Raw genomic sequence first — 21,775 nt, 5'->3', positions numbered from 1 at the left:
CTATCCAGTTTGAAGTGAATGGGGGTTGGAATGCAGTTCTGCGGCACAGGCGAGCGCGTCGTCCAAGCGGTCATTGCCCCAGAACATCGCGTCGCCGACAAAGAACATGGGAGCGCCAAAGATGCCACGAATCTGCGCGGCGTGCGTATGCTCGCGCAGGCGTGGGTTGTTCGCATCGGACTGGGCTTCGGACAGGATCGCCTCGGCGGGCAAACTGAGCGCGGCCAGTTCTTCCGCCACCGCTTCGGGCGTGTGGATGTCGCGGTCCTGCGCGAAGTTGCGCAGCATGATGCGCTGGCAGAACGCGCCGATCCACGGCTGATCCGCGCCCAGCAGGGCGACGCGCAGCGGCAGTACGGAGTTGCGCGGGAAGGTGCTGGGCCGCGTCCACGGCACGCCAATCTTGTGGCATTCGCGTGCGATGTCCTGCCACATGTAATCGCCCTTGGCTTTCTGCAGCACGAACGGTGAGCTGGCCCAGCCAAGCGACTGGAAGATCGGCCCCAGCAGGAATGGCTTCCAAACCACGCTCACGCCCTGGCGCAGAGCGGCGGCTTCGATGCGCATGACGCTCGGGTAGCTGTAGTTGCTGGCGAAGTCGAACCAGAATTCGACGGTGGGTGTCGGCACGAGCGCTTCCCAGGTGGCGTTGTAAGGGGTGAACTTAGTCATAGACCACCAGGCAGCGAATTTCGATGCTTTCGCGCGGCGGCGTGCCGGCCGGCACATCGGGATGGACGAACGCGGCATGCGGCGTAAAGCGCGCCACGCCGCTCGCCTGAGAGTCGTATTGCTTGAAAACCAGCGCCTCGTGCCGGTCGATGGCCGATGCGTACCACCAGCGGTGGCGCGGGCTGTGGGTGGCAAGGTACAGCTCGCCGGTGCGTGTGGGGTAGCGGATTTGTGCGGCGACGAGGTCGGCGGCATTCACGCTGCGTGCATCGCACAGGGCCAGCGGGGTGTCGAGCACCGGCCCGCGGATGGAGCGCCAGATGTTGACGATGCCGTAGCGGCCGATGGCGGCAGCCTCTGCCGGATCGGTCAGCACGCGGCCCAGGCGCAGGCGGCCGGAGGCTTCGGTGTAGTCGTTGTGGATGCGGCCGACGGCGGAGGGCGCGCCATCGCCTTCACGCCCAAACGTAAGGGCGGGGCGGCTGGGGTCACGCCTGCGCACGAGGTGGTCGAACACGTAAGCGCGGCGGGCGCCCGTGGCAGCGAGGGCGAGTTCAATGATTTCCGCGTAGTAGATCGCGCGGATGGCGTCTTCGTCCTGGAAATTCGTCATGCGCGTGGGCGCGACGGCGAGGATGAACCCCTCGCGTTCCAGCTCAGGCGTCTCGGCCGTGCGCATGTCGGCGATGCCGACATCGCGCAACTCGTATTCGCACGTCTGCCAGGGCTCGCCTGCGGGCGGCGGATACATGTAGTTGATGGGCGTGGCGGTGCCCGGTCTGGTGTGACTCAGGTAACTCAGGCCGCCAACCACCGTTTGCGTTCGGGTGCGGGTGTCCATGCAGCCTCCAACGTGGATGTTGTTGGCAGCATTACACGCGGGCCGCCGCGTGCGCTCAACCGCATTTCATGCAAGTTCGGATGCGCTGGGTGCATGCGATGCCTGAGCCGCCGCTTCCGCGCAGATCCACGCGGCCACGTCACGCACGTCGCGACGCGGAGTGGCTTCAGCCTGGATCAGCCAGTACGAATGCGCATTGCGCACGCCGGGGGCCGTGGTCGGCACCGTCACCAGGCGGCCGTCGGCGAGCAGCGGCGTAATCAGCTCCAGCCGGCCAAGCGCAATGCCTTGGCCGGCCACGGCGGCATGGATGATCTGGTCGTGCTGGTTGAAGCGCAGCACGGTGCGGGGCTTGGCGTGGCTCCAGCCTGCAGCGGCCAGCCAGTCGGTCCATTGCAGCCACGGGCGGCGCAGGTCGCGGTCGTCGAAGTCGAGCAAGGTCTGGCCGGCCAGCGCCTCGGGGGAATCGAGCATGCGCAGGCCCAGCGACGGGTGCGCGACCGGGGCCACGGTTTCCCCAAACAGGCGGACCGCACCGGGCGGCGCATCGCCCGGCGGGCAGTAGCGGATCGCCAGTTCGATGCCTTCGTTCTTGAGGTCGATCAGGCGGTTGTTGGTGGCGACGCGCACGTCGATGTCGGGGTGCTGCTGCTGAAAGCGCGCCAGACGCGGCAGCAGCCACAGGCCCGTCACGCCGATGCTGGCGGTGATCGTCACGGGCCGGCGCTCGGCTGCCACGCGAATGGCGCCGATGGCGTCCTGCAACTGCTGCACGGCGCTGTCGGCGCTGCGGAACAGGCGCTCGCCCTCTGGCGTGAAGGCAATCGAGCGGTGCCCGCGCACCAGCAACTTCACGCCCAGCGTCTCTTCCAGGGCTGATATCTGGCGGCTGACCGCCGATTGCGTCAGGCACAGGTCATCGGCCGCCAGCGTGATGCTCATGCGTCGGCCTACGGCCACGAAACCGCGCAGCAGATCCAGCGATGCCAGCCGGACAAGGGGAGTCGACATGCGAATTCCTCATGTGAAACGTTCTCAAAGATCAGTTGAGAACAGGGATATGCGGAAGTTTAATAAGCCATCGGGCGACATTCCAGTTAAACGCACGCTTGCGAGATGGGAATGCCAGCCGCAACGGAGAACCTCCTTATGACATCGAAATCCCTCATGCAATCGCCCTGGCTGCCGGTGCTGGCCGGCGGCGCGGTGATTGGCCTTGCGCTGGGTATCCGCCACGTGCAGGGCCTGTTCCTCGTGCCGATCACCATGGATCACGGCTGGACGCGCGAAACCTTTGGCCTGGCCATCGCGCTGCAGAACCTGGTCTGGGGCGCGGCACAGCCGTTTGCGGGCATGCTTGCCGATCGCTACGGGGCGGCCAAGGTGGTCGTCGCGGGCATCGTGGTTTATGCGCTGGGTTTGCTGCTGATGGCGCATGCGGGCACGCCGCTGGGCTTTACGCTCTCGGCCGGCGGGCTGATCGGGTTGGGGCTGTCGGGCACTTCGTTCGGCGTTGTGTACGGCGCCATCAGCCGGCTTACGCCGCCCGAGCGGCGGAGCTGGGCACTGGGCGTGGCGGGTGCAGTGGGCGGTGTCGGCCAGTTCGTGATGGTGCCGACGGCGCAGGAGCTGCTCAGCACGGTCGGCTGGGTGACGGCGCTGGTGGTCATGGCGATCGTGATGACGGTGTTCCTGCCACTGGCCGCGCCGCTGCGTGAACGGGCGGCGGCGAGCGCCGCGCAGGAGGCGCATCAGAGCATGGGTGCCGCCATCCGCGAGGCGTTCTCGCATCCGGGCTTCTGGTTGCTGAATCTCGGTTTTCTGACGTGCGGATTCCAGCTCGCGTTCATCGGCGCGCACATGCCGGCGTATCTGCTCGACAAGGGGCTCACGGCGCGCCACGGCATGATCGCGCTGGCGCTGATTGCCGCCGCCAACGTCGTCGGCACGTATTACTGCGGCGCGCTGGGCGGGTTGTTCCGGCGCAAGTATCTGCTGTCGCTGCTGTACCTGATCCGCACGGCGGCGATTGCGCTGTTCATCCTGCTGCCGCTGTCGCCGGCCACGTTGTATGGGTTTGCCATCGTGATGGGGCTGCTGTGGCTGGGCACGGTGCCGCTTACCAATGGGGTGCTGTCGCAGGTGTTTGGGGTGCGCTATATCGGCACGCTGTTCGGTTTTGTGTTCCTGGGCCACCAGATTGGCGCATTCCTGGGCGTGTGGCTGGGCGGCGTGGTGTATGACCACCTGCATTCGTACGATGCGATCTGGTTTGGCGCGATGGCGCTGGGCGTAGTGGCCGCGCTGCTGCACTGGCCGATCGACGATCGCCAACTGGCGCGCCCGACCGCGACAAAGCTGGCGCCAGCGGCATGAACGGCATGAGCGAGCGAGTCAAACAATGGGCGGCGTGGGCGCTGGCGATTGCTGGTGCCGCGGCTGTCTTTTCGGCGTGGTTGACGCCTGAGGGCGCGTTTTCGTTTGTGACGCTGGCGTCCTTCTGCGGATAGGTGACGCGAACACGGCCCGCCTGGCTAGGCGCGCCGACGCAGGCAGTATTGAAGTACGGCAAGGCGGCGCAACAACGCCAGGCAGGCCGTGTTCGCGACGCCAAGCTCGATTTGTGAAACAATATCGAGTTAATCACTAGTGGGTACTGGTACGGTTTGCGCGGGAATTGAGCAGTTTCCTGTGAATGCCACCGTTCAGACATGACTTACGCTGTCAAGGAAGTTTTCTACACGCTGCAAGGCGAGGGTGCCAACACTGGCCGCGCAGCCGTCTTCTGCCGCTTTGCCGGCTGCAATCTCTGGAGTGGACGCGAGGCCGATCGCACCACAGCCGTCTGCCAGTTCTGTGACACCGACTTCGTCGGCACGGACGGCACGCAAGGCGGCAAATACACCACCGCGGATGCCCTGGCCGATACCGTCGCCGGGCAATGGCCGGCCGACGCCACGGGCGGCAAGCCGCTGGTCATCTGCACCGGCGGCGAGCCGCTGCTGCAACTCGACAAGCCCCTCATCGACGCGCTGCACGCGCGCGGCTTCGAAATCGCCATCGAGACCAACGGCACCATCGCCGTGCCCGAGGGCATCGACTGGGTGTGCGTCAGCCCGAAGATGGGCGCGGAGCTGGTCGTCAAGCGTGGCGATGAGCTGAAGGTCGTGATCCCGCAAGAGGGCCAGGACCTGGACGCATACGAACGGCTGGATTTCCAGCATTTCTTCCTGCAGGCCATGGACGGGCCGCTCGCGCGGCAGAATACGGCGCTCGCCGTTGAACTGTGCCAGCGTCGTCCGCGCTGGCGCCTGTCGTTGCAAACCCATAAGATGCTGGGCATCCGCTAAGGCGGGCCGCGCGTTGTTCTCGTCGTTTTAGCTGTTCGCGGCATCCACTGCCGCACCTCGCTCCATGACCAAGACCGTTTCCATCACGCGCCGGCTCGAATTCGATGCCGGCCACCGCATTCCGGGCCACGCCGGCCAGTGCCGCAACCTGCACGGCCATCGCTATCAGCTCGAACTCACGCTCACGGGCGACGTTCTACACAACGACAAGGCTACCGACGACGGCATGATTCTCGACTTCGGCGACGTCAAGCTGCTTGCCAACAAGCACCTCGTCGACCTGTGGGACCACGCGTTCCTTGTCTATCGCGGCGACACGAAGTTGGTCGAATTCCTGAATGGTATGGAAGGTGGCCACAAGACCGTCGTATTGAACGATGTGCCCACCGTTGAGAACCTCGCGCAGGTCGCGTTCGATATTCTGGAGCCGGTGTTCCGCAACACGTACGGGCATCATCTGCGGCTGTCCAAGCTGGTGCTGTACGAGACCCCGAATTGCTGGGCCGACGTCAAGCTCGCGCGCCCGCACGAGCAGGATTGATTGGGTTGATCCGACACGCATGACCACGCCCCACGTCCTCACGCCGCCCGCAGGCATGTCCGCGCACGAGCGCGACGGCTACTGGATGCAGCAGGCGCTGGTGCAGGCAAAGTTCGCGTGGGGGCAGGGCGAAGTGCCCGTTGGCGCAGTCGTGGTGCGCGGCAACGAGATCGTCGGCGTCGGCTACAACGCCCCGATCGGCACCCATGACCCGTCCGCGCATGCCGAGATGCGCGCCCTGCGCCAGGCTGCCGGGAATCTCGGCAACTACCGCCTGCCCGACTGCGAGGTCTTCGTGACACTGGAGCCATGCGTGATGTGCGCCGGCGCCATGCTGCATGCCCGTGTGGCGCGCGTCGTCTACGGCGCGCCCGACCCCAAGACCGGCGCTGCCGGCAGCATCCTCGACCTGTTTGCCGAGACGCGCCTGAACCACCAGACCGCCATCACGGGCAGCGTGCTCGCGCAGGAATGCGGCGACATGCTGCGCGCCTTCTTTGCCGAGCGCCGCGCCAGCCAACGTGCCGCACGGCTTGCTTCCACTGAACCTGACGACTCCTCATCTGATCCCGCCGCATGACCACCGTCCGCCTGATTGCGCCTTCCGGTTACCCGAACGAGCCCGCCATTGCCGAGCGTGGCGTGGCGGCGCTGCAGGCGCAGGGCTGCAAACTGGTGAATACGGAATGCCTCACGCGCCAGCACCAGCGCTTTGCCGGTGACGACGATGCGCGGCTGGCTGATCTGCACCAGATCGGCACCGGCAGCGGGCAGGAAATCGCCATGGCCATCCGCGGCGGCTACGGGTTGACGCGGTTGCTGGACCGCATCGACTTTGCAGCGATCCACCAGCGCGCGCTGGCGACCGACGCCATCATCGTCGGCCACAGCGATTTCACGGCGTTCCAACTGGCCTATCTGGCCGCAACGGGCGGCGTGACCTTCGCGGGGCCGCACCTCTGCTCGGACTTTGCGCTGGCCGAGGTGGATGCCTACATGGTCGAGCACTTCTGGGGCATCCTGCGCGCGCCGTCCTACGCGCTGCGTGTTGATGTGCCGCAAGCGACGGCACGTCCAGGCCGCATCGCCGGCAAGCTGTGGGGCGGCAATCTGGCCATGCTGTGCAGCCTGGTGGGCACGCCGCATCTGCCCGGGATCGACGGCGGCATCCTCTTCGTGGAAGACATCAACGAACACCCGTACCGCGTCGAGCGCATGCTGCTGCAACTGGCGCAGGCCGGCGTGCTGGAGCGCCAGCAGGCGCTGGTGCTGGGGGATTTTTCCGGCTATCGCACCACGCCATACGACGGGGGTTATGACTTCGAACCGATGTGCGCCTATCTGGCCACACGATTGCCGATTCCAGTCGTGACCGGCTTGCCGTTCGGCCACTGTCCGACCAAGGCGACGCTGCCGGTCGGCGCGCAGGCCGAGCTGGATATCGACGCTGCGGGCTTTACGCTGCACTTGTCGGGCTATCCAACGCTGCGCAGCTAAGCCGGCGACCTGTCCGGGTCACGGCCGGATGGTAAAATCCAAAGTTTCCCAAACGGCGCCGGCAATTGCTCGCAGGCGTCGGCTCACCGCTTTCCAATCAAGGTTCCCACGTGCTTTCCACCGCCAACATCACCATGCAGTTCGGGCCCAAGCCCTTGTTCGAGAACATCTCGGTCAAGTTTGGTGAGGGCAATCGCTATGGCCTGATCGGCGCCAACGGCTGCGGCAAGTCGACCTTCATGAAGATTCTCGGCGGCGACCTGGAGCCGAGCGCGGGCAACGTGATGCTGGAACCCGGCGTGCGCCTGGGCAAGCTGCGCCAGGACCAGTTCGCCTATGAAGACATGCGCGTGCTGGACGTGGTGATGATGGGCCACACCGAGATGTGGGCTGCCGCGCAGGAGCGCGACGCCATCTACGCCAATCCGGAAGCGACCGACGACGACTACATGAAGGCCGCCGACCTGGAGGCCAAGTACGCCGAATACGACGGCTACACCGCAGAAGCCCGCGCGGGCGAACTGCTACTGGGCGTCGGCATCCCGACCAGCCAGCATCAGGGCCCGATGAGCGACGTCGCCCCCGGCTGGAAGCTGCGTGTGCTGCTGGCGCAGGCGCTGTTCTCGAATCCGGACGTCCTGCTGCTGGACGAACCGACCAACAACCTCGACATCAACACGATCCGCTGGCTGGAATCGGTGCTCAACGAGCGCAATTCCACCATGATCATCATTTCCCACGATCGTCACTTCCTGAATTCGGTCTGCACGCACATGGCCGACATGGATTACGGCACGCTCAAGGTCTACCCGGGCAACTACGACGACTACATGGAAGCCTCCATGCAGGCGCGCGAACGCCTGCAGGCCGCCAACGCGCGCGCCAAGGAGCGCATCTCGGATCTGCAGGACTTCGTGCGCCGCTTCTCGGCCAACAAGTCCAAGGCGCGTCAGGCCACATCGCGCTTGAAGATGATCGACAAGATCAAGGTGGAAGACATCAAGCCGTCGTCGCGCCAGAACCCCTTCGTCCGCTTCGAGATGGAGAAGAAGCTGCACAACCTGGCGGTGGAAACCGACAACGCGCGCAAGACGTATGACCGCAAGATCTTCGACGGCCTGACCATGGCCGTGCGCGCGGGCGAGCGGGTCGCCATCATCGGCGAGAACGGCGCGGGCAAGACCACGCTGCTGCGCAGCCTGCTGAACGGCGCGGTCAAGACCGGTGTGCAGCGCGGTATCGAAGTCGATGGCGGTACCATCAAGTGGGCAGAGAACGCCAACGTCGGCTACATGCCGCAGGACACCTACGAAGAATTCCCCGAAGACCGCGACCTGATGGACTGGATGAGCCAGTGGACGCAGGCCGGTGACGACGACCAATCGCTGCGCGGCACGATGGGTCGCCTGCTGTTCTCGGCCGACGACATCAAGAAGAGCGTCAAGGTGCTCTCCGGTGGCGAGAAGGGCCGCATGATCTGGGGCAAGCTGATGCTGGGCCGCCATAACGTGCTGGCACTGGACGAGCCGACCAACCACATGGACATGGAGTCGATCGAGTCGCTGCAGATCGCGCTGGACAAGTACGAAGGCACGTTGATCTTCGTGTCGCATGACCGCGAGTTGATCAGCGCCCTGGCCACGCGCGTGATTGAAGTGCGCCCCGACGGCACGCTCACCGACTACCTGGGCACGTATGACGAATACCTGCAGAGCCAGGGTGTGGAAGTCTGAGCGCCAGGCGGGTAGTCAAAAGAAGGGCGGCCGAGGTGCCGCCTTTTTTGTTGCGCTTGCGCGGGTTAGCCCGTCGCCTTGTCAATCAGCAGATCAAGCTGCGCGATCACATTGCTCGTATCGGGCTCGCCGCGCGCTTTCGCCAGCGCCGCCTGGAGTGGCTCACGCAGGGCAACCAGATCGGCCACGCTGCCGGCTTTCTCCACCTTCATCTCCAGCAGGTAACCGCGCAGGCCGAGGTAGCGGCTGATGGTTTCGGTGTAGAAGCGATAAAGGCGCTGATAGCTTTCGGCGCCGTGCCCCCCGGAGGCCAGTGCGGCTTCGACGGGCGCTGCTTGGGATGGCGAAGCGTCGATTTGTACACTTTTGGGAGCTGTGACACCAGGCGCGTGGAGGCGGATGTACCCGCCATGTTCCAGTTCTTCGAAGACGGTCTGGGTCATACCCAGCGGCTGGAGCTGGTGCAGGATCTCGTCGCAGGTCTTTTCGCCGTTGACCATCAGCAGCAGCGCACGGTGTTTCTGGTCCAGGCGGTTCGCGCGCGTGCGAATTTCTTCCTGCCCCTTGTCGGTCTTCTGGTAGATGGTGGTGGTCATGCTGTCTCCCTCGGCGGGCGCGTCTGCGGTGCGCGCTCTGCTGGCTCTACAATAGGACGATCATAACCGCCCGGGTGTGATGGGCATCTCAGTCGCAACCCGGATAGCACAACGCGCAAAACCGCGCATCCACCAGAGCGAGACAAGCAACGATGCAGCAACGCGACAAGCTTTTCATCAACGGCAAGTGGGTGGCGCCGCAGGGCAAGGGCGTTATCGAGGTGATTCATTCGGCCACCGAGGCGGTGATGGGGACGATTCCCGAAGGCAGTGCCGCCGATGCTGAAGCCGCAGTGGCAGCCGCCCGCGCCGCATTCGACGGCTGGGCAGCCACGCCGGTTGCCAAGCGCGCCGAATACATTCAGAAGATCGCCGACGGCCTGAAGGCCCGTAGCGAAGAACTGGCGCAACTGATTGCCGGCGAGGTCGGCATGCCGATCAAACTGGCGCGTGCCATCCAGGTAGGCGGTCCGGTGTTCAACTGGAGCAATTTCGCCAAGCTAGCGACCAAGTTCGCATTTGAAGAGCAGGTCGGCAACTCGCTGGTGGTGCGCGAGCCGGTCGGGGTGGTGGGCGCCATCACGCCGTGGAACTACCCGCTCAACCAAATCACGCTGAAGGTCGCGCCCGCGTTGGCCGCAGGCTGCACGGTCGTGCTCAAGCCGTCGGAAGTGGCGCCGCTCAATGCGTTTGTGCTGGCCGAAGTGATTGAAGAAGCGGGCCTGCCGCCGGGCGTGTTCAACCTCGTTACTGGCTATGGCCCGGTGGTTGGCGAGGTGCTGGCAAGCCATCCGGACGTCGACATGGTGTCGTTCACGGGTTCCACGCGCGCCGGCAAGCGTGTGGCCGAATTGGCTTCGCAGACGGTCAAGCGCGTGGCGCTGGAATTGGGCGGCAAGTCGGCCTCGGTGATCCTGGACGACGCAGACTTGGCTGCGGCGGTGAAGGGTACGCTCTCGGCATGCTTCCTGAACTCGGGGCAGACCTGCTCGGCGCACACGCGCATGCTGGTGCCGCGCGCCAAGTACGAAGAAGTGAAGGCGCTGGCCGCGCAGTTTGCGGCGAGCTACGTGCCGGGCGATCCGGCGCAGGAGACCACGCGCCTGGGCCCGCTGATCTCGGCCGTGCAGCGTGACCGCGTGCTCGGCTATATCCGCAAGGGGCTGGAAGAGGGCGCCGAGCTCATCACTGGCGGACCGGATACGCCGGAAGGCCTGTCGACCGGCTTCTTCGTCAAGCCGACCGTGCTCGGCAACGTCAAGACCACCGACACCGTGGCGCGCGAGGAGATCTTCGGCCCCGTGCTTACGGTGATCTGCTACGACAACGAGGAAGACGCCATCCGCATCGCCAACGACAGCATCTACGGCCTGGGCGGCGGCGTGTGGTCGGGCGACGAGGCGCGGGCGATCCGCGTGGCGCGGCGCATTCGTACCGGGCAGGTCGACATCAACGGCGGGCCGTTCAATATGCAGGCGCCGTTTGGCGGCTACAAGCAATCCGGCAACGGGCGCGAGAACGGCAAATACGGGCTGGAGGAGTTCCTGGAATACAAGGCGCTGCAGCTCAAGCCTGCACAGACTGCCTGACCCCTCTGCGGCACTCACGAGGCGCTAACGAAAAACCCGGCTTCGGCCGGGTTTCTTCTTGCGCTGGATGCCTATTTACGGCTGCCGTCGGGGTTGTAGCCCTGCGCCGCGCCCTCGGCCAGGATGCGCGTCCAGACCGCGTTGCGCTCTTCGTCGGTCATGAAGACCCAGTTGCTGACTTCCAGCGCGGTACGACCGCAGCCTTGGCAGACTTCGTCGAAAAGGGTCGAGCAGATGCCGATGCACGGGCTGTCGGGGCGGCCGAACAGCGTGCTGTCAGTTGCGGCGGGCGCGTCGTCGGACATGGCGGACATGGATGCGGTCGGTTCGGAGGTTGGGCACTATTTTACCGGGCTTCGGCAGCGGGCTCAGGGGCGCGCGCGCTGGCTGACGCCACGTTCAGCCGGAGCTGCCGCGCTCAGCGCCAGTGCTGAATTGACCAGCGCAATATGCGAGAACGCCTGCGGAAAGTTGCCGACCAGCCGGCCCGCACGCGGATCGTACTCCTCCGAGAGCAGGCCCACGTCGTTACGCAGTGCCAGCAGCTTCTCGAACAGGGCGAGCGCCTCGGAGTCGCGGCCCTGCATGACGAGGTTGTCGACATACCAGAAGCTGCACGGGAGAAACGTACCCTCGCCTTCGGGCAGACCATCGGCGGCGGTTTCGGTGCGATAGCGGCGCACGAGGCCATTGACGAGAAGGTCTTGCTCGATGGCCCCCACGGTGCCCTGGATGCGCGGGTCGGACGCCGGCAGGAAACCTACCAGCGGCAACATCAGCAGCGCGGCATCCATCGCTTCGCTGCCGTAGCTCTGCACGAAGCAGCCACGACGGGCGTTGTAGCCATGGGCGCAGACTTCGGCGTGGATGCGATCGCGTACGCTGCGCCAGCGCTCCACCGGGCCTTCCAGCCCGAACTGTTCAACAGTCTTGACCGCACGGTCGAAAGCCACCCACGCCATCACCTTGGAATGCGTGAAATGCCGCGCGGGGCCGCGTACTTCCCAGATGCCTTCGTCGGGCATCAGCCAGATGGTTTCGAGGTGTTCCATCAGCGCGATTTGCAGGTGCCAAGCGGTTTCGTCGCCGCTCAGGCCGCCTTTGCGGGCGAGGTAAAGCGCATCCATCAATTCGCCATAGACGTCGAGCTGGAGTTGCTGGGCCGCCGCATTGCCCACGCGCACGGGCTGCGCACCTTCATAGCCGGGCAGCCACGGCACGGTCCATTCACCCAGCCGGCGCTCGCCGGCAATGCCGTACATGATCTGGATCTGTGATGGGCTGCCGGCCACCGCGCGTTCCAGCCATTCGCGCCAGGCGCGTGCCTCGTCGTAGTAGCCCGCGTTCATCAGGGCAAGCAGCGTGAGGGTGGCATCGCGCAGCCAGCAGTAGCGATAGTCCCAGTTGCGCACGCCGCCCAGTTGTTCGGGCAGCGACGTGGTTGGGGCGGCAACCACGCCGCCGGTGCGATGGTAGGTCAGCGCCTTGAGCGTGATAAGCGAGCGTTCGACGGCTTCCGTCCATTTGCCCACGTTCTGGCAGCGGCCTGTCCACGCACGCCAGCGCGCTTCGATATCTGCCTGCGCTTCCAGTGCGTCGATGGGGGCCGGCAACGGCAGATGCGATGGCGAATGCGTCAGAACAAAGGGCATCGCCTCGCCCTCGGCCACGGAGAAGTCGGCCACGGTGGAAAGCTTCTCACCGCGGATGGGCGCGGGCGTGCGCAGCGTCACCATATCTGGCCCGGCAATGGCGCGCAGTACGCAGTTGGGTGTGTCGCATGGGCTGTCGGGGGCTTCCAACACGCGGCTGACCCATGGCACCGAGGTACCGTAGTCGAAGCGCAGCGTCAGGTCCATGCGCATGGCAACGGTGCCCGAGATGCCCCGCACGACGCGCACGAGGTCCGACGTGTCGCTGCGCGCGCTGGGCGTGCCGGGCAGGCGCACGGGCATCAAGTCGGTCAGGCTGACGGTGCCGGTGTCGGTTTCGAACACGGTCTCCAGCACCAGCGTGCCGGGCAGGTAGCGGCGGCGCACGGCGCGCGCATCGCGTTGCGGGGCGATCCTCCATCGGCCATGGTCGGGTGTGCCAAGCAGTGCGGCAAAGCAAGCGCCCGAATCGAACCGGGGCCAGCACAGCCAGTCGATCGAACCGCCGCGCGAGACCAGCGCGGCCGTTTCACAATCGCCGATCAGGGCGTAATCTTCGATCTTCGAGGGCATTGCACTCCACTCCAATCAATTGACCAGGCCGTGACCATGCACGACAGCACCCGCATCATTCTCGAGTACAACGCCGGGCGCGACCCGGAGCGCCTCACCCGCAAGCTCGCCGCCATCGCCGCCGATCCGTTCTCGTTCTTCCGCGGTACCAACAACCTCTACGCAGCCTCGCTGGCCGATGCGCCGCTGTTGCACGAAGCACCGCGCACGCTGGTCTGCGGCGATCTGCACCTCGAGAACTTCGGCAGCTTCAAGGGCGACAACGGCCTCGTCTATTTCGACATGAACGACTTTGACGAGGCGCTCGCTGCGCCGTTTACCGTCGATCTTGTTCGCGTGCTGTCGAGCCTGCAGGTAGCCTCGCATGGCTGGAAATTGGCCGAAGAAGACGCGCACAACCTGTGCCGCCGCTTTCTTGATACGTATGCCGCTGCGCTGGTTGACGGCAAGCCGCGCTGGGTGGAGCGCGCCACCGCCACAGGCATTGTGCGCAACCTGTTGCGTGGGCTGCGCAAGCGCAACCGCGCGGCCTACCTGGCCGATCGCACCGAGCGCAACGGCAACCAGATCACCCTGCGCATCGACGGCCGCCGCACCTTGCAGGCAAGCAAGGAAGGGGCCCGCCGCGCGCGCCGCATCCTCAATGCGTATGCGGAGCAGGGCAACGGCCATGGCCAGCGCTTTGTCGCCGTGGATGTGGCGCGGCGCATTGCCGGCACCGGCAGCCTGGGGCTGGAGCGCTACGCCGTGCTGGCGCGCCCCGAGAACGATCCCGATACGCTGCGCCTGATCGACATCAAGCGCTCCATCCCCAGTGTCTGGGACGATGTGCTGGGTAGTGCCTGCAGCGTGGCGCCGTGGCATAGCGAGGCTGGGCGGGTGGTTGGCATCCAGCGCTTGTCGCAAGCCATCTCGCCGGCGCTGCTGCGCGGCGTGGTCTACGGGGCCAAGGGTGAAAAGCCGAAGTCGTATGTGGTCAAAAGCCTGCAGCCGACGGCTGACCGCGTGGCACTGGGCTCGGGCAAGCACGTTGTCGCCAACCTGGATGACGCGCTGCAGACCATGGCGCGCGTGGCTGCATGGTGCCACTTGCGTGGCTGTGGGCGGCTCGGCACCGATCTGGTGGAGAGAATGCAGGACTATGCGGCTGGCACGGCATGGCGAAAATCGGCGCTGAAACTGGCCACACATGGGCGCGACGTGTCGCTCAAGCAATGGGCCGAGTTTGCCGAGGATTACCGCCAGGCGCGCGGCCGCAAGACCCGTTAAGTGCGCGGCGGCTGCCCTCAGGCCCGAGTGGCATCGTTCGTCCGCTATCCATACTTGAAGTCTCCCGGAGATCACAATGAAGAACCTCGACAATCCGTCACACGATCGCGAGGTAGGCGTAGCCGACGCGACGCAGGACACAACGCGCATCGACGACACCCGCATCGGCGCGGTGCGTCCGCTCATTTCCCCGGCGCTGCTGCAGGACGAACTGCCAGTGCCCGCCGACACGCAGGCGCTCGTCGAAGCCACGCGCGCGGCGATCGGCAACATCCTGCACGGGAGAGATGACCGGCTGCTGCTCGTCGTCGGCCCGTGCTCGATTCACGATCACGACCAGGCGCTGGATTACGCGCACCGCCTCAAGGCCGCGGCCGACGCACTGAAGGACGACCTGCTGATCGTGATGCGCGTCTACTTCGAGAAGCCGCGCACGACGGTCGGCTGGAAGGGTTACATCAACGATCCGCGCCTCGACGGCAGCTTCCGCATCAATGAGGGCCTGCGTGCCGCGCGGCAACTGCTGCTCGACGTCAACGCACTCGGCCTGCCCGCCGCGACGGAATTCCTCGATCTGCTGAGTCCGCAATACATCGCAGACCTGATCGCGTGGGGCGCGATCGGCGCGCGCACGACGGAAAGCCAGAGCCATCGGCAGCTCGCATCTGGCCTGAGTTGCCCGATCGGCTTCAAGAACGGCACCGACGGCGGCGTGCAGGTCGCGTCAGACGCGATCATCGCGGCGCGCGCGAGCCATGCGTTCATGGGCATGACCAAGATGGGCATGGCCGCGATCTTCGAGACACGCGGCAACGACGACGCGCACGTGATCCTGCGCGGCGGCAAGAGCGGGCCGAACTACGACAGCGCGCACATCGAGGCGACCTGCGCGGCGCTGCGCGCGGCAAAGTTGCGCGAACAGGTGATGGTCGACTGCTCGCACGCGAATTCGAACAAGTCGCATGAACGGCAGATCAACGTCGCGCAGGATCTCGCGCGGCAACTGTCGCAGGGCGAGCGCCGGATCATCGGCGTGATGATCGAGAGCAACCTTGAAGCCGGCCGTCAGGATCTGAAGCCGGGCGTACCGCTCAAGTACGGTGTGTCGATCACCGACGCGTGCTTGAGCTGGGCGCAGACCGAGCCCGTGCTTGACGTGCTCGCCGAGGCAGTGCGGCTTCGGCGCGCGTATTCGTACGACGGGTGATGTGACGCGTCGTCAGTCTCGCAACCGGTGCCGGTGGCTACATTGATTGACGAAGCCGCCGGAGTCGTGATCTGAGGCAGGCGAGGGCGCAGGGTTTCCAACGGTGAGGCATTCGCCTCTGCGCCTCACGTTCCTGAGCCGTGCCGCCGATACTGCCAAGGTAGCCGGCCGCCCGGTGCGATGGTCGCGCCCGCGTGAGAAGCCGCGCACGCCTCTTCGCCGCGCCCATGTCTGCTCGGCCTGCGCGATGCCAACCGCGCACACGAAGAAACCTTTACCAACCAGTTTCCTTCCGCACTTGCGCTGGGCGAGGCAGACCTGAGCCTCACGCGTGCCCGCACCGCACTCGACAAGGCGATGCTGTATCCGGACGACAAGGACGCGATGCAGTTGCTCGACCGCACTGAAGAACTGATCAGCCGGTCGGACGAAGCCTGGAAGAAATACCTGGCCTTGCCGCGTGACGAAGAAGAGGAACGCCTGGCCAAGGATGTCGCCACCAAGCGCGACGCCGCAGCCGGCAGCCTGCGCGACAGGATCAAGGCGCTACGCGCCGGAGATCGCGCCACGGCTGACAGCATCATGGAAAAGCGCGTTTCCAGGGCATTCCGCGAATCCAACGACACGAGCCTGGCGCTGAGCAAGAAGCAGCTCGGCTTGTCTAAAGCCAACTACGACAACTCACAGGAAGCCTATGCGCGTTTTCGCGTGATCATGATGGCCGCCATTGCGCTGGCGCAGTTCGAGCGCATTGCCGCCGGTGACCTGACCCAACCCGTGCGCATCGACCGCCACGGCGAGATGGGCCGTCTGCTCGAAGGCCTGGCCCGCATGCAGGGCGCGCTGACCGACACCGTGCGCCGCGTACGCACCGGCTTTGAATCCATTGGTGCAGCCACCAAGCAGATCGCCGCGGGCAACGCCGCCGTGGAAGCGGCTCGCGCGGGCGAGCAGGGCCGTCACTTTGATGGACGAAGCCACGCAACAGAATGCGGCGCAGGTGGAGCAAGCAGCCGCAGCCGCTGAATGCGGCCATCGCGGCCTTCCATCTGGCCTGACTTGCGTGGTTATCCGCGCGCGGCGGATTACTCCGTCGTGCTAGGGTTCCAGAACGCCTGGGCAATATGCGGCTGCGACTGCAGCACGTTGACAATGCGATCCAGCTCGGCGGCATTCACTGCGGTGGACATCAGCATCGCTTCGATCTCGACATGGTCTTCGCCGAATGGCTCGACGGACAGGTCGCTGACCGGGTAGCTGGCCTCTTCCAGCAGACGCTCCAGATCAGCCAGGGCTTCTTTCTGGCGCTGGCTGGTGGAGATCACGCACATCGTGTACGTGACTTCGCTGGCCTGGTTGTCAAGCGGCGTGCGGTTGATGCGGTCCACCACGGGCCGCAGCAGGATATTCGAGGCCAGCACGAACAGCGTCGTCAGAATCGCCTGGCCGACCAGGTCCGAGCCCGCCGCTGCGCCCACGGCAGCCGAACCCCACAGCGTAGCGGCGGTGTTCAGCCCGCGCACGTTCAGCCCCTCCTTCATGATGGTGCCGGCGCCCAGGAAGCCGACGCCCGACACCACGTAGGCAATCACGCGCGTGGTGTCGGATGCAGTGCCGATCTGCGCGGCCATGTCGACGAAGGCGGCGGCCGCCACGGCCACCAGCGCGTTGGTACGCAGGCCGGCCGTGCGCTGCCTGACCTGCCGCTCGAAGCCGATCAACGAGCCCAGCGCAAAGGCCGAGGCAAGGCTGATGAACGAATCCACCAGCGTGGCGACATTGAGATGAACGAGGGCTTGCAGCGTCATCGGCGGCTCCTTGTTTTGAAGACCGGAGTCTTGCTCAGGTTCGAAATAGGGCGCCGATGGTTATAGCACGGCGCCATGACACGCCGTGCAGGCCAAGCAGGCTGACGGCTACTTATAGTCCCACTGCATCTGCTCGGGAATCGGCACGGCGTCCGACGTGTCGAGGCAACGGTCAAGGTAGGCGAGCAGGGAGCGCGGCTGGAAGCCGGTCTCTTGCACGAGCCGCGTGTTGTCGAACACGTAGCTCATGCTGGCGAACTTGGCATACAGATGGATGCAGCGCGCGACCAGTCGCACGTTGCCGTCGCCGGTCAGGCTCAGGAATTTGCGCGCCAGCGCCTTCTCTGCAATCTTTTCCTGGTACACGTAAGCGGCCAGCGCCTGGGCGTCTTCTTCCGGCGTCCTGCAGCGCTTGAAGCGCGGGTACAGCGTTTCGATGCGCTCCGAATTCGCATCGCCCGCGCTGATGTGGTACAGGTCGTGCGCCAGCGTTGGCTTGGTCGCCAGCCGCACGATGGCCTCGGCGCAATCGTCCACGGGCAGGATGTCGACGCGGTCGGTCAGGCGGCAACTGAAGGTTTCCAGCAGGGCCACCATGCGCAGCATCCAGAAGATGCTGCCCGAGGGCTCGCAGCCCAGCGTGCTGTGGCCGACCACGATGGACGGCCGCACCACCACCAGCGGCAACTCGGGCACGGCCTCGCGCAGCTTCAGCTCGGCCATTCCCTTGGAATACGTATAGGGCACCGCGTGCTGGTCCAGCGCGGGCACATTCCAGCTTTCGAATACGTGGCGGTCGGCCAACTGGCCGCACGACATGGCCGTACCGATCTGCACGAAGCGCTTGAGGCTGGGGCCCTGCGCGGCCAGCCGGCCCAGCGCCAGCACGCCGCCGACGTTGGTGTCCCACAGCGACGGATGGTTCGAGAACGTCGCCAGCGCCGCGCAGTTGATGATGATCTCCGGATCGCCGAGTTTGGCGGCACCGGCCTCGCGCAGATCGAACGGCACGATCTGCGATTCCGTGATGCCATCCATCACAGACTGCGGCAACTGGAACCGGCGCAGGTTGGCGCGCAGGCGCGCGAGCCCGTCGACAAGCGTGTCGCCCCGCACGGCAAAGCGCGTGTCGCCCAGCAAACCTTTGGCTGCCAGATTCGCGGCAATGGCGCCGCCAACGAAACCGGTCGCGCCGGTCAGCAGAATACTCATGCGAAAACGTTCGAATTTCTTGGGTAGCGAGGGGGCGACCAACCCGCCTGCAAACAACGTTACCGCTGCCGGACGAACGGACGCGCAACACAGGGCGCTCGGGACAGGGAACGTGCAGCGGCGCCCAATCGGGGCGACGCATATGGCGCAAGGCTCTTCGCGCCGCTGGATGCAGTGCGCGCAGCAGCTCGTGCAGAATCAGCCAGTTATAAGAATGTAACCTTTCAAGCGCCTTTCAGGTGCGGCTTTTCGAGCCGCCTCTCAGAAGGGTTGACGTCATGCATGCGGCGCTGCGCAACCGGACGACGCGTTTGCGGCGATTTCGCGCGCGGCCTTGGCACCCTCCACCTGCAGGATGGTCGGCAGCGATACGCCGTTCTTGGCCGCCGTTACCTCGGCCAGGATGGAGATGGCAATCTCCGGCGGCGTGCGGCTGCCGATGTAGATGCCCACGGGGCCATGCAGGCGAGCAAGTTCGGCTTCGGTCAGGTCGAATTCCTTGAGGCGTTCGCGGCGGTTGGCGTTGTTGCGGCGGCTGCCGAGCGCACCCACGTAGAAGGCAGGCGTCTTGAGTGCCTCCATCAGTGCCAGGTCATCCAGCTTCGGGTCGTGCGTGAGGGCAATGACGGCGCTGCGCTCGTCCAGCTTCATGGCCGTTACGGTGTCGTCGGGCATGGTGCGGACCATGGCGACACCCGGGATGTCCCATTCTTCGCTGTACTCCTCGCGCGGGTCGCACACCGTCACCTGGTAGTCCAGGCCCACGGCGATCTGGCACAGGTAGCGCGAGAGCTGCCCCGCACCGATGACGAGCATGCGGTAACGCGGCCCGTGGATGGTCACCAGGCGTTGCTCGTCGAACTGCAGGCCGTCGGTCACGTTGGCGTGCTCCAGCAGGGTCGCGCCGGTCGCCATGTCGAGCGTGCGGGCGACGAGTTGGCCGGCTTCTACCGCGTGCAGCAGCGCGTCGATGCCGCTGGCGGCGTTCAACGGTTCCAGCACGAGCTGCAGGGTGCCGCCGCAGGGCAGGCCGAAGCGGTGGGCTTCTTCCGCGCTGATGCCGTATTTGACGGCCTCGGGCTTGGTTTGCTGCAAGCCTTCGCGGCGCACGCGGTCGATGAGGTCGTCTTCAATGCAGCCGCCCGAGACCGAGCCGACCACCACGCCGTCATCGCGCAGCGCGAGCATGGCGCCTTCGGGGCGGGGCGAAGAGCCCCAGGTCTTCACGACGGTGACGAGCAGCACGCGCCGCCCTTGCTCCAGCCAGCGCACGCTGGTTTTCAAGACTTCAAGATCAACGCTGTCCATGGTGCGTTTCCTGCGCCCTGGGGCGCTTGTGGGGTATCCGATCGCGGGATTATGCCCCGTGGTGCAAAAACAGGTAGGCCGCCACCACGGCCACCACCGCCACGATGATCCATGGCCAAGGATTGCGCGGCTGCACGGCCGGGCTGATGATGGGCGCGGCAGGCACGCCGTGTGCGGCGAGCTCCGCCGCGGCGATATCGGGAATGGCGTGCTCCACGCGCGCCGCATCCACCGGCGGGGCGCCGAACTCGGCAGCAAAGCGTTGAAAGAACTCGTCTGCCAGCTTGTGGGCGGCACCATCCACCAGCCGCGAGCCGATCTGTGCCAGCTTGCCGCCCACCTGCGCGGTGGCGGTGTAGGAAAGCCGAGTCACGGTCGGCCCCTCGGGCGCCAACTGGACGTGTGCGGTGCCCTTGCCGAAGCCCGCAGTGCCGCCCTGGCCATCGAAGTGCAGCTCATAGCCGGTGGGCGGCGTGATGTCGGCCAGTTCCATATGGCCCTTGAAGCGGGCCTTGACCGGGCCGATGGCTGCCGTCATGGCGATGTCATAAGCGTGATCACCGGCGGGGGCCAGGCTCTCACAGCCCGGAATGCAGCGCTGCAGCACGGCTGGGTCGTTGAGCGCATCCCAGGCAGTCTGCAGGGGCACGGGCAGGAGGTGGGTCTGGGTCAGTTCCATGGCGAGGTGGGTCGGGCAGGAGTGAGGTTGCCTGATGAGCGTGGGGCGCGTGGGGCACGTGTATGGCGAGCATGCGCCAATTCCTGCTCCAGCGCAGCCAGACTGTCGAAATGGTGTGCCGGCACCATCGCATCGACGTACGGCAGGATGGCTCGCACGCCGCGTGCCCGGGGCTCGAAACCGGCGAAGCGCAGCAGCGGGTTGAGCCAGACGATGCGGTGGGCAAAGCGCGCCAGACGGGCCATTTCGGCTTCGAGCAGTTCAATGTGCTCGTGATCCAGACCATCGGTCACGAGCAACACCGTGGCGCGGCCGGAGAGCGTCCGGCGGGCCCAGCGGCGGTTGAACTCGGCCAGCGCGGCACCAATGCGTGTGCCGCCGGACCAGTCCGGCACAAGTTGCGAGATGGCCTGCACGGCCACGTCCGGATCGCGCTCGCGCAACTGCCGCGAGACGTTGGTCAGCCGCGTGCCGAACAGAAAGGCCTGGATGCGTTCGCGCGACTGCACCAGCGCGTGACAGTAGTACAGCACCGCACGCGAATAGCGGCTCATCGATCCAGAAATGTCGAGCAGCAAAACCAGTGGCGGTGTGCGGTCGACCTGTTGACGGTATTTCCAGCCGGTCCATTCGCCGCTGGCGCGCACGGCTTGCCGGGCGGTAGCGCGCAGGTCCGGTCGCCGCCCGCGCGAGGCCGCTTTCAGTCGGCGCGTGCGCTCCTGTGCCAGGTGCACGCGCCGGCGGCGAATCATATGTTGCAGGGTGCGCCACTCTGCGGCGTTGAGCGTGTCGAAATCCCGTGTACGCAGCGCCTCGTGCGCGGAAAAGGCCATCGACGCGACGATGTCGTGGCGCTCGCCCTCGGGCGTGGAACTGGATGGCAAGTGGGGCGACGGCTGCGCCCGCAGCGCATCGGCCAGACGGTTGCTGCGCGTAGGCGCAATCCCGCCGAGCACCTTGGGAAGCAGCAGCGCACGCAGCTTGCCCTCCCAGTCCGGATCGCGCCAGAACACGTTGAACGCGGCATCGAACAGCGTACGTTCGTCGGGGTGCGAGACGAGCAGAGCGGCCAGCGCAGATTTCACGTCGTCGCGGCGACCGATGTCGATGTGGCGCATGGCTTCAATGGCATCCACTGCGCGCGATGGCGCAAGCGGCATGCCGGCGTTGCGCAACAGGCGCACGAAGTGCGTTACGTTGCGGGCCAACATTGGAAACTGCGTGGGCAGCGCCGCGCGAGCGTGCATG

Annotated in this window: 20 protein-coding genes and 1 pseudogene; 10 read left to right on the top strand and 11 right to left on the bottom strand. The window is 65.6% G+C overall.

Features of this window, described 5'->3' with window-relative positions:
• The 3 genes from B4F51_RS13910 to B4F51_RS13900 form a co-directional block, all read right to left on the bottom strand.
• On the bottom strand, positions 1-672 hold the full coding sequence (locus B4F51_RS13910; protein WP_296226436.1) for a 2-hydroxychromene-2-carboxylate isomerase: 672 nt from the start codon (positions 670-672) through the stop codon (positions 1-3).
• Positions 665-1,513 carry a CmcJ/NvfI family oxidoreductase gene (locus B4F51_RS13905; RefSeq protein ID WP_296226434.1) on the bottom strand — a complete coding sequence of 283 codons (849 nt, stop codon included), beginning with the start codon at positions 1,511-1,513 and terminating at the stop codon, positions 665-667. The genes B4F51_RS13910 and B4F51_RS13905 overlap by 8 nt, the downstream gene beginning before the upstream one ends.
• A gap of 66 nt (positions 1,514-1,579) precedes the next feature.
• Positions 1,580-2,524, bottom strand: coding sequence for a LysR substrate-binding domain-containing protein (locus B4F51_RS13900; RefSeq protein ID WP_296226432.1), 945 nt, complete (start codon positions 2,522-2,524; stop codon positions 1,580-1,582).
• Between the two features lie 138 nt (positions 2,525-2,662).
• Here B4F51_RS13900 and B4F51_RS13895 point away from each other — a divergent pair, with 138 nt between their 5' ends.
• The 6 genes from B4F51_RS13895 (at position 2,663) to B4F51_RS13870 (ending at position 8,634) form a co-directional block, all read left to right on the top strand.
• Positions 2,663-3,889, top strand: coding sequence for an MFS transporter (locus B4F51_RS13895; RefSeq protein ID WP_296226431.1), 1,227 nt, complete (start codon positions 2,663-2,665; stop codon positions 3,887-3,889).
• A 335-nt stretch (positions 3,890-4,224) separates the two neighbouring features.
• Complete coding sequence (gene queE / locus B4F51_RS13890) at positions 4,225-4,863, top strand: 7-carboxy-7-deazaguanine synthase (protein ID WP_296226429.1); 639 nt, start codon at positions 4,225-4,227, stop codon at positions 4,861-4,863.
• A 64-nt stretch (positions 4,864-4,927) separates the two neighbouring features.
• Complete coding sequence (locus B4F51_RS13885; protein WP_296226427.1) at positions 4,928-5,404, top strand: 6-pyruvoyl trahydropterin synthase family protein; 477 nt, start codon at positions 4,928-4,930, stop codon at positions 5,402-5,404.
• A gap of 19 nt (positions 5,405-5,423) precedes the next feature.
• Complete coding sequence (gene tadA, locus B4F51_RS13880) at positions 5,424-5,984, top strand: tRNA adenosine(34) deaminase TadA (protein WP_296226426.1); 561 nt, start codon at positions 5,424-5,426, stop codon at positions 5,982-5,984.
• Positions 5,981-6,901 (top strand): muramoyltetrapeptide carboxypeptidase, encoded by a 921-nt coding sequence (ldcA, locus tag B4F51_RS13875; RefSeq protein WP_296226424.1) that lies wholly within the window; start codon positions 5,981-5,983, stop codon positions 6,899-6,901. The genes tadA and ldcA overlap by 4 nt, the downstream gene beginning before the upstream one ends.
• A gap of 110 nt (positions 6,902-7,011) precedes the next feature.
• The gene (locus B4F51_RS13870; RefSeq protein ID WP_296226422.1) at positions 7,012-8,634 is read left to right on the top strand and encodes an ABC-F family ATPase; all 1,623 of its coding nucleotides are present in this window, start codon (positions 7,012-7,014) and stop codon (positions 8,632-8,634) included.
• A gap of 65 nt (positions 8,635-8,699) precedes the next feature.
• Here B4F51_RS13870 and B4F51_RS13865 read toward each other — a convergent pair whose 3' ends face one another.
• On the bottom strand, positions 8,700-9,230 hold the full coding sequence (locus B4F51_RS13865) for a hypothetical protein (protein ID WP_296226420.1): 531 nt from the start codon (positions 9,228-9,230) through the stop codon (positions 8,700-8,702).
• A 152-nt stretch (positions 9,231-9,382) separates the two neighbouring features.
• On the opposite strand from B4F51_RS13865, the gene B4F51_RS13860 reads away from it, so the two are divergent.
• Entirely contained in the window at positions 9,383-10,819 is a 1,437-nt protein-coding gene (locus B4F51_RS13860) for an aldehyde dehydrogenase family protein (protein ID WP_296226418.1), read from the top strand.
• Between the two features lie 71 nt (positions 10,820-10,890).
• On the opposite strand, the gene B4F51_RS13855 is transcribed toward B4F51_RS13860, so the two are convergent.
• Together B4F51_RS13855 and B4F51_RS13850 are read right to left on the bottom strand one after the other, a co-directional pair.
• Entirely contained in the window at positions 10,891-11,133 is a 243-nt protein-coding gene (locus B4F51_RS13855) for a DUF1289 domain-containing protein (RefSeq protein ID WP_296226417.1), read from the bottom strand.
• A gap of 54 nt (positions 11,134-11,187) precedes the next feature.
• Positions 11,188-13,044 (bottom strand): glycoside hydrolase family 15 protein, encoded by a 1,857-nt coding sequence (locus tag B4F51_RS13850; protein ID WP_296226415.1) that lies wholly within the window; start codon positions 13,042-13,044, stop codon positions 11,188-11,190.
• Positions 13,045-13,080: 36 nt separating this feature from the next.
• On the opposite strand from B4F51_RS13850, the gene B4F51_RS13845 reads away from it, so the two are divergent.
• From B4F51_RS13845 to B4F51_RS13835, 3 genes and pseudogenes are all read left to right on the top strand, one after another.
• A complete protein-coding gene (locus tag B4F51_RS13845; RefSeq protein ID WP_296226413.1) occupies positions 13,081-14,313 on the top strand; it encodes a DUF2252 domain-containing protein in 1,233 nt (410 codons plus the stop codon).
• Between the two features lie 76 nt (positions 14,314-14,389).
• Positions 14,390-15,520: a 3-deoxy-7-phosphoheptulonate synthase gene (locus B4F51_RS13840; protein ID WP_296226411.1), complete on the top strand. Its 1,131-nt coding sequence runs from the start codon at positions 14,390-14,392 to the stop codon at positions 15,518-15,520.
• Between the two features lie 231 nt (positions 15,521-15,751).
• A pseudogene (locus B4F51_RS13835) lies at positions 15,752-16,616 on the top strand (Tar ligand binding domain-containing protein); the annotation flags it as partial.
• Here B4F51_RS13835 and B4F51_RS13830 read toward each other — a convergent pair.
• The 5 genes from B4F51_RS13830 to B4F51_RS13810 form a co-directional block, all read right to left on the bottom strand.
• On the bottom strand, positions 16,606-17,328 hold the full coding sequence (locus B4F51_RS13830; RefSeq protein ID WP_296226410.1) for an MgtC/SapB family protein: 723 nt from the start codon (positions 17,326-17,328) through the stop codon (positions 16,606-16,608). The pseudogene B4F51_RS13835 and the gene B4F51_RS13830 sit on opposite strands and share 11 nt — an antisense overlap.
• Before the next feature lie 108 nt (positions 17,329-17,436).
• A complete protein-coding gene (locus tag B4F51_RS13825) occupies positions 17,437-18,540 on the bottom strand; it encodes an SDR family oxidoreductase (protein WP_296226408.1) in 1,104 nt (367 codons plus the stop codon).
• A gap of 276 nt (positions 18,541-18,816) precedes the next feature.
• A complete protein-coding gene (locus B4F51_RS13820) occupies positions 18,817-19,848 on the bottom strand; it encodes an XdhC family protein (RefSeq protein ID WP_296226407.1) in 1,032 nt (343 codons plus the stop codon).
• Positions 19,849-19,897: 49 nt separating this feature from the next.
• The gene (locus tag B4F51_RS13815) at positions 19,898-20,527 is read right to left on the bottom strand and encodes an SRPBCC family protein (protein ID WP_296226405.1); all 630 of its coding nucleotides are present in this window, start codon (positions 20,525-20,527) and stop codon (positions 19,898-19,900) included.
• Complete coding sequence (locus B4F51_RS13810; RefSeq protein WP_296226403.1) at positions 20,518-21,774, bottom strand: vWA domain-containing protein; 1,257 nt, start codon at positions 21,772-21,774, stop codon at positions 20,518-20,520. Before B4F51_RS13810 ends, B4F51_RS13815 begins: the two co-directional genes overlap by 10 nt.
• Position 21,775: the final 1 nt, after the last annotated feature.

This window comes from Ralstonia sp. UBA689 (assembly GCF_002298975.1).
Taxonomy (GTDB): domain Bacteria; phylum Pseudomonadota; class Gammaproteobacteria; order Burkholderiales; family Burkholderiaceae; genus Ralstonia.
The sequence above is the reverse complement of the archived record's forward strand: the minus strand, read 5'-3'. Positions and strand labels throughout refer to the sequence as shown.

Excerpts from the sequence above, each read along its gene's own strand:
- B4F51_RS13910 (WP_296226436.1), bottom strand. The coding sequence starts at position 672 with ATGACTAAGTTCACCCCTTACAACGCCACCTGGGAAGCGCTCGTGCCG.
- B4F51_RS13905 (WP_296226434.1), bottom strand. The coding sequence starts at position 1,513 with ATGGACACCCGCACCCGAACGCAAACGGTGGTTGGCGGCCTGAGTTAC.
- B4F51_RS13900 (WP_296226432.1), bottom strand. The coding sequence starts at position 2,524 with ATGTCGACTCCCCTTGTCCGGCTGGCATCGCTGGATCTGCTGCGCGGT.
- B4F51_RS13895 (WP_296226431.1), top strand. The coding sequence starts at position 2,663 with ATGACATCGAAATCCCTCATGCAATCGCCCTGGCTGCCGGTGCTGGCC.
- queE (WP_296226429.1), top strand. The coding sequence starts at position 4,225 with ATGACTTACGCTGTCAAGGAAGTTTTCTACACGCTGCAAGGCGAGGGT.
- B4F51_RS13885 (WP_296226427.1), top strand. The coding sequence starts at position 4,928 with ATGACCAAGACCGTTTCCATCACGCGCCGGCTCGAATTCGATGCCGGC.
- tadA (WP_296226426.1), top strand. The coding sequence starts at position 5,424 with ATGACCACGCCCCACGTCCTCACGCCGCCCGCAGGCATGTCCGCGCAC.
- ldcA (WP_296226424.1), top strand. The coding sequence starts at position 5,981 with ATGACCACCGTCCGCCTGATTGCGCCTTCCGGTTACCCGAACGAGCCC.
- B4F51_RS13865 (WP_296226420.1), bottom strand. The coding sequence starts at position 9,230 with ATGACCACCACCATCTACCAGAAGACCGACAAGGGGCAGGAAGAAATT.
- B4F51_RS13860 (WP_296226418.1), top strand. The coding sequence starts at position 9,383 with ATGCAGCAACGCGACAAGCTTTTCATCAACGGCAAGTGGGTGGCGCCG.
- B4F51_RS13855 (WP_296226417.1), bottom strand. The coding sequence starts at position 11,133 with ATGTCCGCCATGTCCGACGACGCGCCCGCCGCAACTGACAGCACGCTG.
- B4F51_RS13850 (WP_296226415.1), bottom strand. The coding sequence starts at position 13,044 with ATGCCCTCGAAGATCGAAGATTACGCCCTGATCGGCGATTGTGAAACG.
- B4F51_RS13845 (WP_296226413.1), top strand. The coding sequence starts at position 13,081 with ATGCACGACAGCACCCGCATCATTCTCGAGTACAACGCCGGGCGCGAC.
- B4F51_RS13840 (WP_296226411.1), top strand. The coding sequence starts at position 14,390 with ATGAAGAACCTCGACAATCCGTCACACGATCGCGAGGTAGGCGTAGCC.
- B4F51_RS13830 (WP_296226410.1), bottom strand. The coding sequence starts at position 17,328 with ATGACGCTGCAAGCCCTCGTTCATCTCAATGTCGCCACGCTGGTGGAT.
- B4F51_RS13825 (WP_296226408.1), bottom strand. The coding sequence starts at position 18,540 with ATGAGTATTCTGCTGACCGGCGCGACCGGTTTCGTTGGCGGCGCCATT.
- B4F51_RS13820 (WP_296226407.1), bottom strand. The coding sequence starts at position 19,848 with ATGGACAGCGTTGATCTTGAAGTCTTGAAAACCAGCGTGCGCTGGCTG.
- B4F51_RS13815 (WP_296226405.1), bottom strand. The coding sequence starts at position 20,527 with ATGGAACTGACCCAGACCCACCTCCTGCCCGTGCCCCTGCAGACTGCC.
- B4F51_RS13810 (WP_296226403.1), bottom strand. The coding sequence starts at position 21,774 with ATGCACGCTCGCGCGGCGCTGCCCACGCAGTTTCCAATGTTGGCCCGC.